The sequence below is a fragment of the Dyadobacter ginsengisoli DSM 21015 genome (assembly GCF_059568735.1).
On sequence record NZ_JCANTY010000008.1, the window covers coordinates 41,113 to 56,691 of the forward strand.

Annotated in this window: 15 protein-coding genes and 1 tRNA gene; 12 read left to right on the forward strand and 4 right to left on the reverse strand. The window is 46.3% G+C overall.

Annotated elements, in window-relative coordinates:
* Positions 1 to 8 precede the first annotated feature (8 nt).
* The 4 genes from BP71_RS27830 (at position 9) to BP71_RS27845 (ending at position 3,969) form a co-directional block, all read left to right on the forward strand.
* Complete coding sequence (locus BP71_RS27830) at positions 9 to 926, forward strand: hypothetical protein (RefSeq protein ID WP_496384853.1); 918 nt, start codon at positions 9 to 11, stop codon at positions 924 to 926.
* On the forward strand, positions 916 to 1,878 hold the full coding sequence (miaA, locus tag BP71_RS27835) for a tRNA (adenosine(37)-N6)-dimethylallyltransferase MiaA (RefSeq protein ID WP_496384854.1): 963 nt from the start codon (positions 916 to 918) through the stop codon (positions 1,876 to 1,878). Before BP71_RS27830 ends, miaA begins: the two co-directional genes overlap by 11 nt.
* Before the next feature lie 34 nt (positions 1,879 to 1,912).
* The gene (locus tag BP71_RS27840) at positions 1,913 to 2,368 is read left to right on the forward strand and encodes a hypothetical protein (protein WP_496384855.1); all 456 of its coding nucleotides are present in this window, start codon (positions 1,913 to 1,915) and stop codon (positions 2,366 to 2,368) included.
* 314 nt (positions 2,369 to 2,682) lie between these two features.
* The gene (locus BP71_RS27845) at positions 2,683 to 3,969 is read left to right on the forward strand and encodes a citrate synthase (protein WP_496384856.1); all 1,287 of its coding nucleotides are present in this window, start codon (positions 2,683 to 2,685) and stop codon (positions 3,967 to 3,969) included.
* 63 nt (positions 3,970 to 4,032) lie between these two features.
* Here BP71_RS27845 and pdxH read toward each other — a convergent pair whose 3' ends face one another.
* Complete coding sequence (pdxH, locus tag BP71_RS27850) at positions 4,033 to 4,674, reverse strand: pyridoxamine 5'-phosphate oxidase (protein ID WP_496384858.1); 642 nt, start codon at positions 4,672 to 4,674, stop codon at positions 4,033 to 4,035.
* A 107-nt stretch (positions 4,675 to 4,781) separates the two neighbouring features.
* Here pdxH and BP71_RS27855 point away from each other — a divergent pair, with 107 nt between their 5' ends.
* Positions 4,782 to 6,686, forward strand: a complete 1,905-nt coding sequence (locus BP71_RS27855) for a DUF349 domain-containing protein (protein ID WP_496384859.1) — start codon at positions 4,782 to 4,784, stop codon at positions 6,684 to 6,686.
* A 111-nt stretch (positions 6,687 to 6,797) separates the two neighbouring features.
* Positions 6,798 to 6,870 (forward strand) — tRNA-Thr (locus BP71_RS27860).
* Between the two features lie 89 nt (positions 6,871 to 6,959).
* Here the strand turns inward: BP71_RS27860 and BP71_RS27865 are convergent.
* The 3 genes from BP71_RS27865 to BP71_RS27875 form a co-directional block, all read right to left on the reverse strand.
* Positions 6,960 to 7,355 carry a putative quinol monooxygenase gene (locus BP71_RS27865; RefSeq protein WP_496384860.1) on the reverse strand — a complete coding sequence of 132 codons (396 nt, stop codon included), beginning with the start codon at positions 7,353 to 7,355 and terminating at the stop codon, positions 6,960 to 6,962.
* A gap of 17 nt (positions 7,356 to 7,372) precedes the next feature.
* Positions 7,373 to 7,768: a (R)-mandelonitrile lyase gene (locus tag BP71_RS27870; protein WP_496384861.1), complete on the reverse strand. Its 396-nt coding sequence runs from the start codon at positions 7,766 to 7,768 to the stop codon at positions 7,373 to 7,375.
* Between the two features lie 376 nt (positions 7,769 to 8,144).
* A complete protein-coding gene (locus BP71_RS27875) occupies positions 8,145 to 8,321 on the reverse strand; it encodes a hypothetical protein (RefSeq protein ID WP_496384862.1) in 177 nt (58 codons plus the stop codon).
* 228 nt (positions 8,322 to 8,549) lie between these two features.
* On the opposite strand from BP71_RS27875, the gene BP71_RS27880 reads away from it, so the two are divergent.
* From BP71_RS27880 to BP71_RS27905, 6 genes are all read left to right on the forward strand, one after another.
* Entirely contained in the window at positions 8,550 to 8,786 is a 237-nt protein-coding gene (locus tag BP71_RS27880) for a hypothetical protein (protein WP_496384863.1), read from the forward strand.
* Positions 8,783 to 9,529 carry a phage tail-like protein gene (locus BP71_RS27885; RefSeq protein WP_496384864.1) on the forward strand — a complete coding sequence of 249 codons (747 nt, stop codon included), beginning with the start codon at positions 8,783 to 8,785 and terminating at the stop codon, positions 9,527 to 9,529. Before BP71_RS27880 ends, BP71_RS27885 begins: the two co-directional genes overlap by 4 nt.
* A 1,015-nt stretch (positions 9,530 to 10,544) precedes the next feature.
* Positions 10,545 to 12,044, forward strand: coding sequence for a hypothetical protein (locus BP71_RS27890; RefSeq protein WP_496384865.1), 1,500 nt, complete (start codon positions 10,545 to 10,547; stop codon positions 12,042 to 12,044).
* 7 nt (positions 12,045 to 12,051) lie between these two features.
* The gene (locus tag BP71_RS27895; protein ID WP_496384866.1) at positions 12,052 to 13,104 is read left to right on the forward strand and encodes a caspase family protein; all 1,053 of its coding nucleotides are present in this window, start codon (positions 12,052 to 12,054) and stop codon (positions 13,102 to 13,104) included.
* Positions 13,105 to 13,414: 310 nt separating this feature from the next.
* Positions 13,415 to 14,623: a hypothetical protein gene (locus BP71_RS27900; protein ID WP_496384867.1), complete on the forward strand. Its 1,209-nt coding sequence runs from the start codon at positions 13,415 to 13,417 to the stop codon at positions 14,621 to 14,623.
* A gap of 83 nt (positions 14,624 to 14,706) precedes the next feature.
* The gene (locus BP71_RS27905; RefSeq protein ID WP_496384868.1) at positions 14,707 to 15,561 is read left to right on the forward strand and encodes an N-acetylmuramoyl-L-alanine amidase; all 855 of its coding nucleotides are present in this window, start codon (positions 14,707 to 14,709) and stop codon (positions 15,559 to 15,561) included.
* Positions 15,562 to 15,579: the final 18 nt, after the last annotated feature.

Here is a 15,579-nt window from a genome sequence, read left to right on the forward strand (position 1 = left end):
CATTCAAGTTGACAAATACATTTCCTTTATCCGGACAGATCTGCGACTGGCTCTTTTCCATGGGGTTCCAGGGCAGGGTGGGGTATAGCTCCGATCTTCCGCTGCCGTTTATTGAAGTAGTTAAGGAAGGTTCTGTGAAAATGGAGATCCTGCCTGTTGAACTTGCTGCCTGCAAGGGTTTGTCATGTGCATATCTTCCGGAAGTACTGGCAGAGAACATTTCTGCGCGGCGCGGGAAGGGCAGGCCGGTGATCGTGATCTGGGAGGATTTCTGGATTTCCAAAAACAACATAGTTAAGTCGCGTCTGGCGGCAATGCTAGGTATTTCGGCCAAAATTCCGGCGCGCCTGACGCAGGTGCGCAGGATTGAGAATGCGCTTGCTACCGGTTTTCTGGCAGAGAACCATCTGAACGGGCCCACGACGTCGAAATTTCGTTACGGGTTGTTTCTTCCGCAAAGATATTATCGGGTGCTGCCGGATAACTTTGTATCCGATCACAGTAGGGAAGAATTACTGGTAGCAGTTGCCACATTCAGTCACGCCCGGATTTTTGAGCAGAAAGGAACCCCTTTCCGCTCCCACGAACTCATCCGGTTTGCCAGTCTTTTGAATACCAACGTCGTAGGGGCACTGGACAAATTGCTTCGTGCATTCATGCGTGAGAAAGAGCCCGATGATATTATGACTTATGCGGATATCGAGTGGTCGGATGGACGAAGCTATGTAAAGCTGGGTTTTGAAAAGCGCGGTGCAATGGCGCCCAGAGAAGCATTGCTCGACACTGGTAATATGCTTCGCGTCAAGGAGGTACCGAAAGTAAGCGAGACCGAAAGCATTCAACCATCGGTCGATTATCTAACGGTGTATAATCTGGGCAGTATCAAATATGTATTAACGATCAATACCTCTTCCGATGCGGACTAAAATACCCTTACTCATCATTTTGGGGCCTACCGCTTCCGGCAAGACGCACCTCGCAACAAGGGTAGCTAATGCGTTGAGGGGCGAGATCCTTAGTGCCGATTCGCGACAGGTTTACCGTCAGATGGACATTGGTACGGGAAAGGACCTGGACGAGTATACCGTGGACGGCAATGCGGTCCCTTATCATCTCATTAACATTCGAGAGGCGGGGGCTCAATACAATGTGAATGAATTCCAAGCTGATTTTGCCAATGCCTATGCCGATATCGTCTGCCGGGACCGCTGTCCGGTTGTCTGCGGCGGAACGGGGTTCTATATATATGCATTGCTGAAAGGGCATGCCCAGGACACCGTGCCGGTTCGTCCGGAGTTACGCGAGGAATTCGATGCGCGTTCCACCGAAGATTTAATGAAACAATTCAGAAGCTCGGATTCACAGTATCACCGGCTGGCAGACACGTCTACGAGGAAGCGGCTGATCCGGGCTCTGGAGATAGCCCGATTTCTGAATGAGAATCCGGATGCGAAAGTTGATTTCGGGGATGGAACTGCTGTATACGAGGCGGACATATTCGGTTTGTCTCCCTCGGTGGAGGCCAGGCGTGGCCGGATCAGCAGCAGGTTGTCGGCCCGGTTGAAGCAAGGTTTAATCACAGAAGTGCAAGGACTGCTGGATCAGGGACTTAGCCCCGATTCGTTAATTTACTACGGACTGGAATACAAATATGTAACGCTGTTCCTGACCGGACTGATGAGCTACGAAGAAATGCATCAGAAACTGGAAACGGAAATACACCGGTTTGCCAAAAGACAGATGACTTTTTTCAGGAAAATGGAGAAAGATGGGTTGAAAATCAACTGGATACCGGATGGATGGCCCGAGGAGGAAAAGATCCGGTTTATTATTGAGCATTACGGGGAATTTAAAAGCGGCCTTCCGGGTAATAGGTAGGTGTAAGATTATCGAAATAACGTCATTGAAGTAAATGAATAGGAAATTGAGCAGCCTGCTGGCGCTGCTGGTACTGAGTGTAACGGATGCATATCTTTTGGCGCATCCCAACCTGATCGGAAAAATAGGCGTGCTGGTATACAGGCACCATTACATCCGAAACTTCCCACGAGCGCTGCTCACGGTGATGCTTGTGGTAGGCGTGTCGCTGGCGATATGTGAAGTGGTTTACAGGTTTGGCGGGAAACGCACCGCCATTGTAACCTACCTGGTACTGACAGGCATAGCGGTAGTGTGGTTCATGTATGTCTTTATCACCTTCTCCTCATTTTCATACAGGATCACGGGAAAGGCATTCATATATGGCGCACACCTGTTGCCGGTGATCCTGACCGGGCTCAACCTGAGATACCTCATCAAGAGGATATTGGTAAAAGAACCGGTTAATGATGCGTTAACAAACGAAAAAAGCGGTTTTCAGGAGTACTAGACGGCCGTTTGCAGTGCTAACAATGGCGTATTTGCCACTAGGCAGTAGAATATTATCATAAATACTTCAAATTGTGAAATATTATTGTTTCCGTCTTGATTTTTCACAAATAAACCACGGATAATAATAGAAAGTACACAGTTTTTTAGGATATTGCGGCTTGTGTCGGACCGGGAAATGGTTAATCCCGGGGCCATTTAACACAAAATTAATTTGTTGGGCAAGTAAATCGCTGTTAACGAAAAACTTTGGCTTGAATTGACCCCGATTGGCTCTGCCTTGTCATTAACCTTTTTAATTTTATTCTTATTTCTATGTCCCAAATAGCTGAATTGACCCTTGAAGGTAAAAAGTACGAGTTCCCCATAATAGAAGGCAGTGAACAGGAAAAAGCGATAGATATTGCCAAGTTACGCGACCAGACAGGGTATATTACGATTGATGCAGGTTACAAAAATACCGGTGCTACGAAAAGCGCCATCACTTTTCTGGATGGTGAAGAAGGTGTGTTGAATTACAGAGGCTACTCGATAGAGGATCTGGCCGAAAAATCTTCTTTCCTTGAAGTAGCTTACCTTCTGATTTACGGAGAACTTCCTACCGAAAAGCAATTTGCTGAGTTTGAGCATGAAATACGTACGCATACGCTCGTCAACGAAGATATGCGCAAGATTTTTGAAGGCTTCCCCGTTAATGCGCACCCCATGGGCGTGTTATCGTCACTGGTGAGTGCCATGAGTGCATTCTATCCTGATGCCAACGGACAGAACGACGAAGAGGTAACCCAGCTGCACATTATCCGCTTGCTGGCCAAATTGCCTACGATAGCAACCTGGTCATATAAGAAATCTCAGGGCCACCCGGTCAATTACCCGCAGAATGACCTTGACTATTGCTCGAATTTCCTGAATATGATGTTCTCGCTGCCGGTTGCCAAATACAATGTTGACCCGGTGGTTTCGGCTGCATTGAACAAGCTGTTGATCCTGCACGCAGACCACGAGCAAAATTGCTCTACCTCGACCGTGAGATTGGTAGGTTCATCGCATGCGAACATTTTCTCATCCATCTCATCCGGTATCAGTGCTTTGTGGGGGCCACTTCACGGCGGGGCCAACCAGGAAGTGATCGAAATGCTTGAAGCCATCAAAGCGGATGGAGGCGACACACAGAAATACATCAACATGGCCAAAGACAAGAGCAGCGGATTCCGCCTGTTTGGCTTCGGTCACCGTGTTTATAAAAACTTCGACCCGCGTGCCCGTATCATCAAAAAAGCAGCGGACGACGTGTTGAACAAGCTGGGTATCAACGACCCTGTTTTGGAAATTGCACAAAAACTGGAAAAAGCGGCTTTGGAAGATGATTACTTCGTACAACGCAAGCTTTACCCGAACGTGGATTTCTACTCAGGTATCATCTACCGGGCATTGGGTATTCCTACTAACATGTTTACGGTCATGTTCGCGATTGGCCGTCTTCCCGGATGGATTGCACAATGGAAGGAAATGAGGGCTAACAAGGAGCCGATCGGCCGTCCGCGTCAGATCTACACCGGCGCACCGAAAAGAGATTTTGTTCCGATGAGCGAAAGAAAATAAGCCGGAGTTCCGGTAAAGTAAAAGCCCTTCGAACTTCGAAGGGCTTTTACTTTTTAAACCCTGTCAGGGCGAAAGTCTTTCTATTTTCCAATCACCTTCCGCCTCTTTCGTATAAGCTAACCGGTCGTGCAGGCGGCTGGGGCGCCCCTGCCAGAACTCCACATAATCGGGAATAACCCGGTAGCCGCCCCAGCGGGCTGGTCTCGGCACCGGCTGACCTTCAAAACGGGCTGTTAAAACCTTTGTCTTTTCTTCCAGAAATGCCCGGCCGGGGATCACTTCACTTTGCGCGGATACCCACGCGCCAATCTGGCTTCCTCTGGGGCGCACGGCGAAATACTCGCTGGATTCAGCCTCTGAAGTCTTTATGATGCGCCCTTCTATTCTTACTTGTCTTTCGAGCTCTTTCCAGAAAAAGGTTAATGCCACCTGCGGGTTATCGTCCATTTCCCGGCCTTTTTTACTGTCGTAGTTGGTGAAGAAGGAAAAGCCGCTTTCGTTGAGGTCTTTCAGCAGTACGATCCGGCCCGACGGACGTCCGTTTGAAACCGTGCTGAGCAGCATCGCATTGGCTTCGGTGATCCCTGCATTTATCACTTCATCAAACCATAACCTGAACTGTTTCAGCGGATCAGGATCGAGGTCAGACTCCAGAAGTCCTTTGAGGTCGTAATCGTGCCGGATATTTGCAATACTATGGTCCATTTGATACTAATATGTTCAATGTTAGGATGCCAAAAGTAGCCATTTCAGAGGAAAGATTATTAGATTTGTAATCTATAAGAGACCGTACGTACGAAACAAGCATCACGATGGCACAAGAACAACAAGAAGGGGTCAAGAGCGAAGAGCAGGACGACCTGGCACCAAAAACGATTGATACCCTTGAAATTGATCTTAACAATGAGTTGACGGAGGAGCATGAGGAGGAAACGCCAGATGTGGATTATAGCCAATTGTCTAAAGAACAGCTGGTTAATTTATTGGAGAATGAACTGGCGGCCGTCCGTGGAGAGGGTGCAACACCTGCTCAGCTAAAAAAGGCGGAAACTGTGGCCAGGGAGATCCGTACGGTTTTGGACCAGATTAAACACAAGGAACGTGAAGCCGCATTGAAGGCATTTGTGGCCGATACCGGCGGTGAAGAGGGCTTCGAGTACAAATATGATGCCGAAACCCAGAAAATCGACTCTTTGAGCCGTGAAATCCGTGGCGTGAAAAATGCTTTCTACCAAAGCCAGGAGAAAGAGAAGGAGAAGAATTTCAATGTAAAAACGGCTCTTTTGCAACGTCTTCGGGTTTTGCTGGAAGAGGAGGGCCACCGGGAAACCGACGCTTCGGGAATTAAGTCGAGCTGGGAGGAATTCAAGAAGATCCAGGACGAATGGAAGCAGGCCGGTAATATCGCTTCGCCGCATAACGGTACGCTGTGGGCGACTTACAATGCATTGATTGATCGCTATTTCAGCAATCGCAACATTTATTTCGAGCTGAAAGAGCTGGACAGACGCCGGAATGCTGATTTGAAAGGCGAGCTGTGCGACAAAGTCGAAGAACTGGGCAAATCACTGGAAGGGCGGCCGATGTCCCGCGAAATCCTGAACGAAGCCAACCATATTTTTGAAGAGTACAAACACCTGGGGCCAGCACCGAAAGAGGACCAGGAAAAACTCTGGCAGCGTTTCAAAGAGGCGCTGGATGTGCTGTATGACGCGCAACGCGGACAGTTTGCCGAGCAAAAGAAGTCGATGCAGGAGAATTATGAGCAGAAAGTGAAGATTTACGAAGCCATTGTTCCTTTCACGTCATACAACTCGGGAAGCATCAAGGAATGGAATGCCAAAACGAAAGACATCATGGCGTTCCAGGACCAATGGGTTGCGCTGAAAGGCATTATGCCTCGTGAAGAAGGAAAAGAGCTGAGCAAGAAATTCTGGGCTGCACTGAAAACGTTCTTCAATAACAAGGGGGAGTTTTTCCGCCAGTTAGAATCGAAGCGGGAGCAGAACCTCGAACTGAAAAACCAGCTGTGCGATGAGGCAGAAACGCTGCTGGCAACAGGAGAAGATAACCCTGCTACCACGCAGAAGATAATCGAACTCCAGAAGAAATGGAAAGGCATTGGCCAGGTTCCGGAGAAATTCAAAGACACGATCTACGACCGCTTCAAAAAAGCCTGCGATTCTTATTTCGACCAGAAACGTGCGAAAAACCGCGAAGTGGAAGAGGAATTCGAGAACAATCTGAAACTGAAAACAGATCTGATCGAGAGAATCGAAGCGGCAGCCAAGGACAAGGACGAATCTTCGCTCAATTTACTGAGCGCATTTAAGTCGGAATGGTCTTCGATAGGCTTTGTCCCCAAGAAGGACATGCAAGCCATCCAGAAGCGCTATATTGCGGCAATTAACACCTATGTCAGCGCGATCGGGCAGCTCTCCACCAAAGAGAAGGAGCAGGCTGTGCTGGAAAGTGAAGTCGAACTGGTACGTGACGGCGAAAGCAGCCGCAACCTGTACCGCAAAGAAAACGACATCAGGCGGAAGATTACGCAACTGGAAAACGACATTTCGCTCTGGCAAAACAACATTGAATTCTTTGCGAAATCGAAAACTTCCGATCGTTTGAAAGCCGAGTTCGAAAGAAAGATCAACAATGCATTAAGCCAGCTGGATGAGTTGAAACACCAACTGACTATTATTCAGGAAGCTATATAAAACCTGAAAAAAAGTTTGAAAAATTTACTTTGAAAAGGTTGCATCGTATATCCCGCTCGACTACTTTTGCACCATGATAACGGAATAACAAACGGTATCACAAAGAAAAAGGCCTCCATAGCTCAGCTGGTAGAGCAACTGACTTGTAATCAGTAGGTCGTTGGTTCGATCCCGACTGGGGGCTCTTGAAAGAAAAAAGGTGTCAGAAATGACACCTTTTTTTTATGGCATTCCTGTGAGCTGAAACCTGCGGCCAACTCAAAATCAAATCCACTATCTTTTTTCCAAAATGTTCGGCTTAGCCCCCAATGCGATCGGGTCTACGTCGATAAGCTGTAATGATTTTATCATTTTGAGCGTGCCGGTCTTGTACTTTTGAAAATGAGGGGTTTTCAAATGGGCTTGGTAGGCGTCCTTGCTTGCGTAGATTTCAAAAACCGTGACGCGGGTCGGGTGTTCCTTGTCATACACCGCGTACAAGGTCAATACCCCGGGTTCCGAAGCGATAGCCGCCTGGGTATGCTCGCGGATAGCGGCGTTGTACTGGTCCAGATACGCGCTGTCAACCTCGATTTTTGCCATGCGAATCATCCATTCCTTGTGTTGGCCCAATGCCGATTGGATCGTAGCGCCAACCAGCACAAACAAGCTTATGAGAAAGATCTTCATTCGAAAATGCCGTTAGGTTATATCTGATATTGCTCTTTTGTGACCTTTTCCATCCAGTCCACCACTTTTCCGTCCAGATTTTCCTGAATGGCGATATGGCTCATTCCGGTTGTGGCGGTGGCACCATGCCAGTGTTTTTCATTGGGTTCGAACCAGACGACGTCGCCGGGGAAGATCTTCTCCACGGGTCCACCTTCACGCTGTACCCAGCCACTGCCCGCTGTAACGATCAGCGTTTGCCCGAGCGGGTGCGTGTGCCAGGCTGTTCTTGCGCCGGGTTCGAAAGTGACCAGGGCTGCCACGGCACGCCGGGTATTATTGGCATCAAACAGCGGATCGATCCGCACGGATCCGCTAAACCAATCTTCCGGGCCTTTGCCGGAGGGTTTGCTGCCTGCTCTCGTAATTTCCATAACTTGAAATGTTTGGTATGCTGAATTAGTGGTGAATGTACAAAGATCACACTGGCGACTGACGCATAGTAAAAAATTTCAAACCATCTTTTAAGAATTTCAAACAAAATGCATTCGTAAAGGACCTTTGCCGATACGCTGTGGAGGATGCATCTCTATGTTTGCGCTGAGAATGATCCAACTGATGTAATCCCCCTGCTAAGAAACTCCGTCCCTTACGATAGGTTGTAGTTTGACGGGCGCCGTCGGTTCAAGTGGTTGCCAGGGACAGCACCTGATACCAATGGTTTCCAAGGGGGTTTTCTTGTATAAATGAACAGGTTGATCGAGCAGCCCCACGAGAAACGGCGATGGTAGGGAATGCAGGTTTCCATTTTCAGAAATGCCGCAGGGCTTCCGAAATGAAAAATGATTTCAGCGAGCCGTCCGGTACTACTTCAAAACTCGCTGGCAGTTCTTCAAAGTCTCTTTTGTCGGGCCAAAAACATTTGATGGCATCCCGTAGCGCTTCGGGAGGTTTGAACTCCTGGTGTTGCATTTTGGAAGACAGCATAACGGAGATGCAAGTAGAACATCCCCGGCTTAGGCGGCAACAAAACAGTACATTCCACGACCGGCATTGTTTACGCCATGGGGTACCAGAGGCATCCGGGATAACCGCCAATTTTACTTGAAATGATTATTCGAATAATTATTTTGACTTTATTAAGATCAATTGTTTTTTTTGTAAAATTATTTCTACTAATTAGAAGACCCTTTACCGGGTTAACCCACGCCAGCTTTGCGATTAGTACCAGCCGACCTGCAACACGACAGGATGGTGCTCGTTGTGTTCAATTGGTTTTTAACCGCAGATCCATGCTTTGGAGTTCTTCCTGACCGTATCTCCGTTGCCGGCAATGTAACCGTGGCGGACGATTGGAGCAGGGCAGGAGCGACCGAAAGCAACCTGGTGCTGCTTTGTAAAGTGCTTTGCCATCGATTATTCTTTAACCCTAAATATCAAACCTTGCTATGAAACACCTTTTTACGTTCGCTTTGCTGGCTCTTTGTCTTTTTACAGGAAACAGGATTCTCGCTCAGGTGGGGGTAGGTACGATCACCCCTGACCCCAGCGCACAGCTCGATGTTACAGCCACCGACAAGGGACTGTTGATCCCGAGAATGGACATGGCCGGGCGTGACGCCATTGTTACTCCCGCCACAGGCCTTGTAATCTACCAAACCAATAACACGCCTGGATTTTACTATTTCGATGGTTCGACCTGGAAACGGGTTGGAGATACCTCCACAGTCGGCTTTGCCGCCACCAGCACAGGAGGTACGCAGTCTGCGTCAGGGCCTGTGACTGCCGGATGGACCCAGGTGTATTCAACGGGTGGATTTGATGTGCCTACCGGAACGTATACAGTTCCCGCCACCGGTATTTATAAAATTTCCGCTTCGGTCAATTACGCCCACTTGTCGGCGATCAGTATTTCGATTGGCGCAGGTGTTAACCCCAGCATGCAGATCCGCAAAGTGGTTGGATCCGCAGAGGTTCTCCGCGGCGTGTTTCCCATCCTGAACGTCAACGTAATACTTGTGCTCACATTGCGGGCATTGATCAACACTGGCACCGTACCCATTGACGGCACTGTGGCACTCAATGCGGGAGATCAATTGCAACTTTTCTATGACGCAGGCGGATATACGGTAGCCCTGAACCTGGGCTCAGGGGGCGGTACCGGTATCAACTGGTCGGTTACCAAAGTGAATTAAATTTGTTTTTGCATAACATAACCTAACCAAAGTATGCATGTCCGGGCAAGTTTTGTCCGGACAATTTAACCGGAAATGAATGATGGCCCGTAATGCACATCACAACTGAATTAAATTCTTCGCTCAGATAACCTTAAAGAACGAAAGTCAGACAAGATGTAATATTCAAAAGACTGAATCAGAACGTCAAAAAACGGATCAGCGGAAATACTTTCGGCAATATATAAAGCCACTCAAATCGATTTTGGAACAATATATAATTCGTAATGTATCAGCAGTTGTTCCACAATATAATGGACTGGATGGACGGTATTTTCACGAATCGAACAACACGCAATATGGAATGATAACTTATTTACTTTCGGATACTTAATGAGTTTTTGATAATAATTAATACCGAATAATAAGTTTGTATTAACTATGTAAGTTGCCGTTGTGTGAAGTGATATTTTTTGCCCAAATTAAGCTGAATTTGAATTTCTTAGGTTTCTACATAAAACTCTTCTCATAAATATGAAAAATGCTCAACCGACTGGTACTACGTACCCATTTCGATGTCTTCACAATCATAATTGTCTTGTAATTGATGCTTCATGCTATTTCGGGCAGGTAAGCTAGCCCTGATCGGGATCCAAAGCATGTATTTATTTGCAAGGTTGATGCTGTTCAATAACTACCATAACGACGGAGTAATGAAGCGTAAATGCTCTTACTTACCACATATGTCGGTTCATTGCAATGACAGAATAAGCAAAATTCAAAGATAAATAGATCGCTGAGGAGAGCTGATTTGATTTGCTATGATTAGCGTATATGCTATCCCGTTCGCTGTTTGGAGCGTGGAGAATAGGATATTGGAGCGATGTGTTTAATGTAAGGCATGGATTGCCATTACTGGTCATGGATAGACTTGTGGTGGAAATGGAAGATCATTGATAAGTCAGGGGCCACAGCAAATTGGTTGCTTCGTAAAAGCCATCATTATTGGTATTAACAAATGCTAAATCAGACTGATATGCCAGAATTGGATAAACTTTATTATATAAATGTCGGGAAAAATGGAACTTTCCGCCCATCAGGAAACTCTGTTTTCGACACAACGCCGGAGGATGTTGATAAAATGATCCAGAAGCTCAGTGAGGAAAATCAAAAACGGATCCTATTGTATTTTCACGGAGGACTTGTAAATGCATCTAACGGAATGGAGACCGCGACCCGGATCGTAAAATATGCGGCAGAGCGCTCCACATCACACCCAATTTGTTTTGTTTGGGAGACAGGATTGAATGAGACCCTGTTTCAAAATCTGGACACAATCAAAAAGTCGGATTTTTTTAAAAAGCTTTTGGTCAAGATTATAAAGGTCGCGGGCAAGCAGCTTGGAATCGACCTGGATAATGTACTGGGTGGAAGCAAAGGGGTAGGAAGCATGAGCGATGCCGAAATAAAAGTGCAACTGGAAAAGGAGGCTCCTTTTGAGAAAACTGTTGTAAATGAGGGGAAACGATCGGCCAGCCTGAAGGTCGCACCTGAGAAGATCAAAGACGAACTTTATTACGAGTTTACCGTCAAACCAGAAGTCGAGCTGGCTGTGGAAGAGGAGATCACCAATGATCCTCAGCTAGTAGCCCTGGCCTCACAACAAAAATATCCCGATGAGGCAAGGCTCATGAAAAACAGCATTGCAGATACCCCGCAGGATGGGGAAAAAGGGATCCTGACTTATGGAAAGCTTCTCGTTGTGGCCGTAAAGATAACGGTTGCAATCATCAAACGACATATGCAGAAGCGTGACCATGGTTTTTACCCTACGATCATCGAAGAAATACTCCGAAAAATTTACGTAGCAGATATTGGCGCTTGGGTTTGGGGAAGTATGAAGACGAAAGCAAAGAATATGTGGAAGGAAGACGATTTTACAGGTGCTTCCCAAGACTGGCATGCAGGCACTTACCTGATTAAAAAATTGATTGAGTATCAGGAAGCAGCCGGTGAACTGACCATCGATATAGTTGGCCATTCAGCGGGTTCCATAGCAACCTGTGAGTTGATAGACGCAGTTGCAAAGAGAGGTATTGGGCTGAAATTCAGAAATATATTGTTTATGGCGCCCGCGTGCCGTTGTGAGTTGTTTGCCGACACTATTTTAAGCCATCAGGAATTGTTTCAAAAGCTGAGGATTTTCACCATGCTTGACTCCTATGAGCAGAAAGATCATTTGGTTTCGGTACTCTACCCGCGCTCTCTTTTGTATTTCATTTCAGGTGTTTTGGAATCTGACTCCGTTGACGCTTTCATTTTGGGCCTTCAACGACAGATTATTGGAAACAAACCTTATGATGGGGAGCAGGTACTGAATAAAATAAATGGGTATTTGGTAATGAATGACAGGATTATTTATTCGGTCACGGATAACAATTCCCTGGAAGGGATGCGCTCTGCCTCTGTGAGCCATGGAGGCTTCGATAACCAGGACGAACCAACACTTGATAGTATTTTCCATCTGCTTAAATAATAACACTATGCCGCAGGATCGGGATTTTGCAGTTGTAATTGGGGTTGAACATTATAAGGATGTTCTTCAACCCCTGGGTGGTCCCCATAGAGATACCCGGGATTTTGTGCATTGGCTTATTGATCCCGCCGGCGGAGGGCTTCCGGATAACGGTGCCTGGTCAGGTGCAGAGTCGAATGTGAGTCCGAGTCCCAACATTTTGCTTTTGTTATCGACGCCGCAATACACACCCGTAAAGGATGATGTAGACGACTGGATGGACACCGTTATGAATAAACTTTTAGCGGAAGCCAATAGCGGGAGGAGACTGTATTTTTATTTCTCAGGCCACGGCATAGGCGATACGCAAATGAATTCGGCTATGCTTTTGCCAAAATGGACATTTTCATATCGGCAATATGCGCTATCCTCAGAAAAATACATACTCGAACTCGTAAAGAAAGGTGCTTTTGAGGAAATACTATTTTTTATGGACTGTTGCCGAAACAGAATTTCCGGTGTCCAGGGGCAGGGCCCTTACTGGTCGGCTGCGCTTCCCTCGGCTGCAAGTTCCAATTACCTGATTTATTATGCATCTGAATTTGATAATCCCGCCTATGAAGTCGAACTGGCGAGGAAGGAAGGTACACTGGATAATTTATTGCCACGCGGGCTTTTTACGGAGGTTCTGTTGCGGGGATTAAAGGGTGCAGCTGCTGACAAGAACGGGAACTTAAGAATTCGTGACCTGGTATCTTACGTCGATAAGAAACTACCGGAGCTGGCTACTTCAAAAGGAAAAACACAAATACCAAGGTCGGTAGTGTCCACAAAGGATAGTGAAAAGAATATTCTCGGGCCCTTTGAGAAAGTGGTTGAAACAATTATTCGCTTTAAGAAGGGAGGTCATCAGGTAATACTGGAAGACCCGGAATTGGAGATTATTAAAGAAGGCAATTCTTCGGAGGGTGAATGGAGACTGCCATTACACAGAGGTGTACATACGCTGAGAAGTGAAAATGAGAATGTTGGTCAACAAATATTGATAGATGGCGTTCAAACCGTTTTCGAATATGAATAATGAAACTAACACGGAAAAATCGAAACTATTCAATTTTTCATTTGAAGTTGCCGATTCAACGCTTTCGACATTTACACATTTGAAGCTTTTCAATGGTTATAATGAAATCGTGAGCCAGGGCTACGGGAATATGAATTTACAAGTACCAAAAGGTATTTACCAGCTCCGGGTTGAAATGAATGAACATGTTGAGGACCGGAATTATCGGGTTACGGAGGATATAGCAGACCGACTGGAAACAATCAACACCGCGTCTGCAACTCCTTTGGTCGGAATTACGTCGACACATGAATATTTTTCGGGACCATCGATGGAATGGAGCAGAAAATCGACGGAAACCGGTCAATTTGTCAGTGGTAATTCAATTTTTATTTTTCTTCGATATTCGGATAAGAACATTCCGTTTGAAAATATAAAGGCACCGGAAAAAGGATTTGTAATACTGAATGAATATAGGCAAGTTGTCTTTTCACTTAAAAAAAGTAATGTCAAATCAGAGTCGGGAGAGCATTCGGAATTTTATGGAAGCATTGCATTTCACGAAAAAGTACCCCCGGGTCAATACTATCTTCAATACAAGACTAAGGAGTTAAGCTGGGAGATTCCGTTATATGTTTTTGAAAACTGGCAAACTCAGTTGTTCATGATGATCAGGGAGACCCCATCATTCTCGACAGCCAGAATATCAATAGAAAAGCAAGGCTTTTCCTCGCAAAGCCCTGAGAACCTGCAACTGGATGCGATGATTCAGAAGATGTACAATGGGATTTATATTTTGCCTGAAAGCCTTAGGGAAGCTGCTGCAATCGGGAAATGGCAAAATCCAATGCTTGGTATTATTTCCTGTTATATGTATTTGATGTCAAACGACTCCAAAGATGACAGATTATTTGACACGATCCTTTCCAACCTGGAAAACTTCATACTCAACGATAAAGATGCCCCCGATCTGGCCGCCCTACGTTTACTCGCAGCGGTTCATTTCAATAAACCCCTGCCGAAACAAAGTTTGTCAGCCCCCTGTATGGTGTCGGCAGGCATGAGTATTTTTTTGAAACAATCGTCGCAAGATGAAGGACTGATCAAGAAGGGTAGTGTTGCGGAGAAAGTTTTTAGAACAATGCATGCGGAAAGCATTTGGACGACTTATGACCCGTCGTCGGTAAAACGCAGCAGTCGGCCCGAAAAGAAAACATCAAAACAAAGCCAGTTAGATGCATATGTTCACATTGACATTGGAAAACAGGAATCGAGCATTCAATTCAATCCCGGGAAGGATTGGATTACTGCAACGATTTTTGATCAGCTATCCAGTATCAAGACAGAGCCGGTTATAGCGGAAATAGCAACACAGCTACAAATCACAAACAATACTGTTCGATTGGCTTTGAATAAAATGAAGAAAGTTGGTAACCTAAATGCCGTTGCCAACTCAATTTTCGGTGATAACATATCGCCGGATGAAATGGAAAGCCAGCTAAAGTCGATTCAGGGAAAGATTGATACTTTATTGAAATAGGACAGGTACGCGGAACGACCCGCAATATCCTAAACCGCCGTAATTCCATTCCAGTCACAACCACCCATCCAACTCTATCAGCGATGTCACGCAGACCGGGAGAATTCTCCATTTTTCGAACCATCAGTGAATTTCAGACGTATGTCGATCAGTCGACTTTTAACCGAAGGGTTACGGCTATCCAGAATCATCACACCTTCCGACCGTCTTACGCCAGTTTTTCTAATACCACCAAAAATTACCTGCCCGTACTGAATGGAATGGAACAATCCCACATGAATGACCGAGGTTGGAGCCAGATAGGGCAAAACATCACGACTTTTCCTGACGGTACCATTGCCCTCTGCCGACCTATTGACATTATGCCTGCGGGTATTTTCGGGGCAAATAAGTTTGGGATTTGCCTCGAACATGTCGGTTTTTTTGATTTCGGGGCGGATAATATGACCGAGGAACACAAGGAGGCTATTATTCACTGCAACGCGATCCTATGCCGTAAATTCCAGTTACCTGTCACGATCCAGCATGTAGTTTACCATCACTGGTTTGACGGGAATGGGCGTCGATTCCCGGACAGCTTTGTCAATGAGGGCAAAGTCCAGGCCCAAAAGCTTCAGAAATCCTGTCCGGGAACTAATTTTTTTGGAGGTAACAGAGTCATCGATGCGCTGAACCACTTTCTGCCGTTAGTTCAGGCAGCTGTCAATCAGCCGGCTCCGCCGGTGCAGGATGGGCAGCCAAATGCACCGGTGCCGAATGCCGTTTCCAAGACGGTCAATGGCTCTCTTCTCAACGTGAGATCGGGGCGGGGAACTACCTTTTCGGTTTTAAGGCAGTTGCGAAAGGACACGGTGGTTCATGTTTACCTCACGCTTGACGGCTGGTCCAAAATTGACCCGATCCGTGAGGAGTGGGTAGCCGACATATACTTACAATAATAATCCTCTCCCTCTACC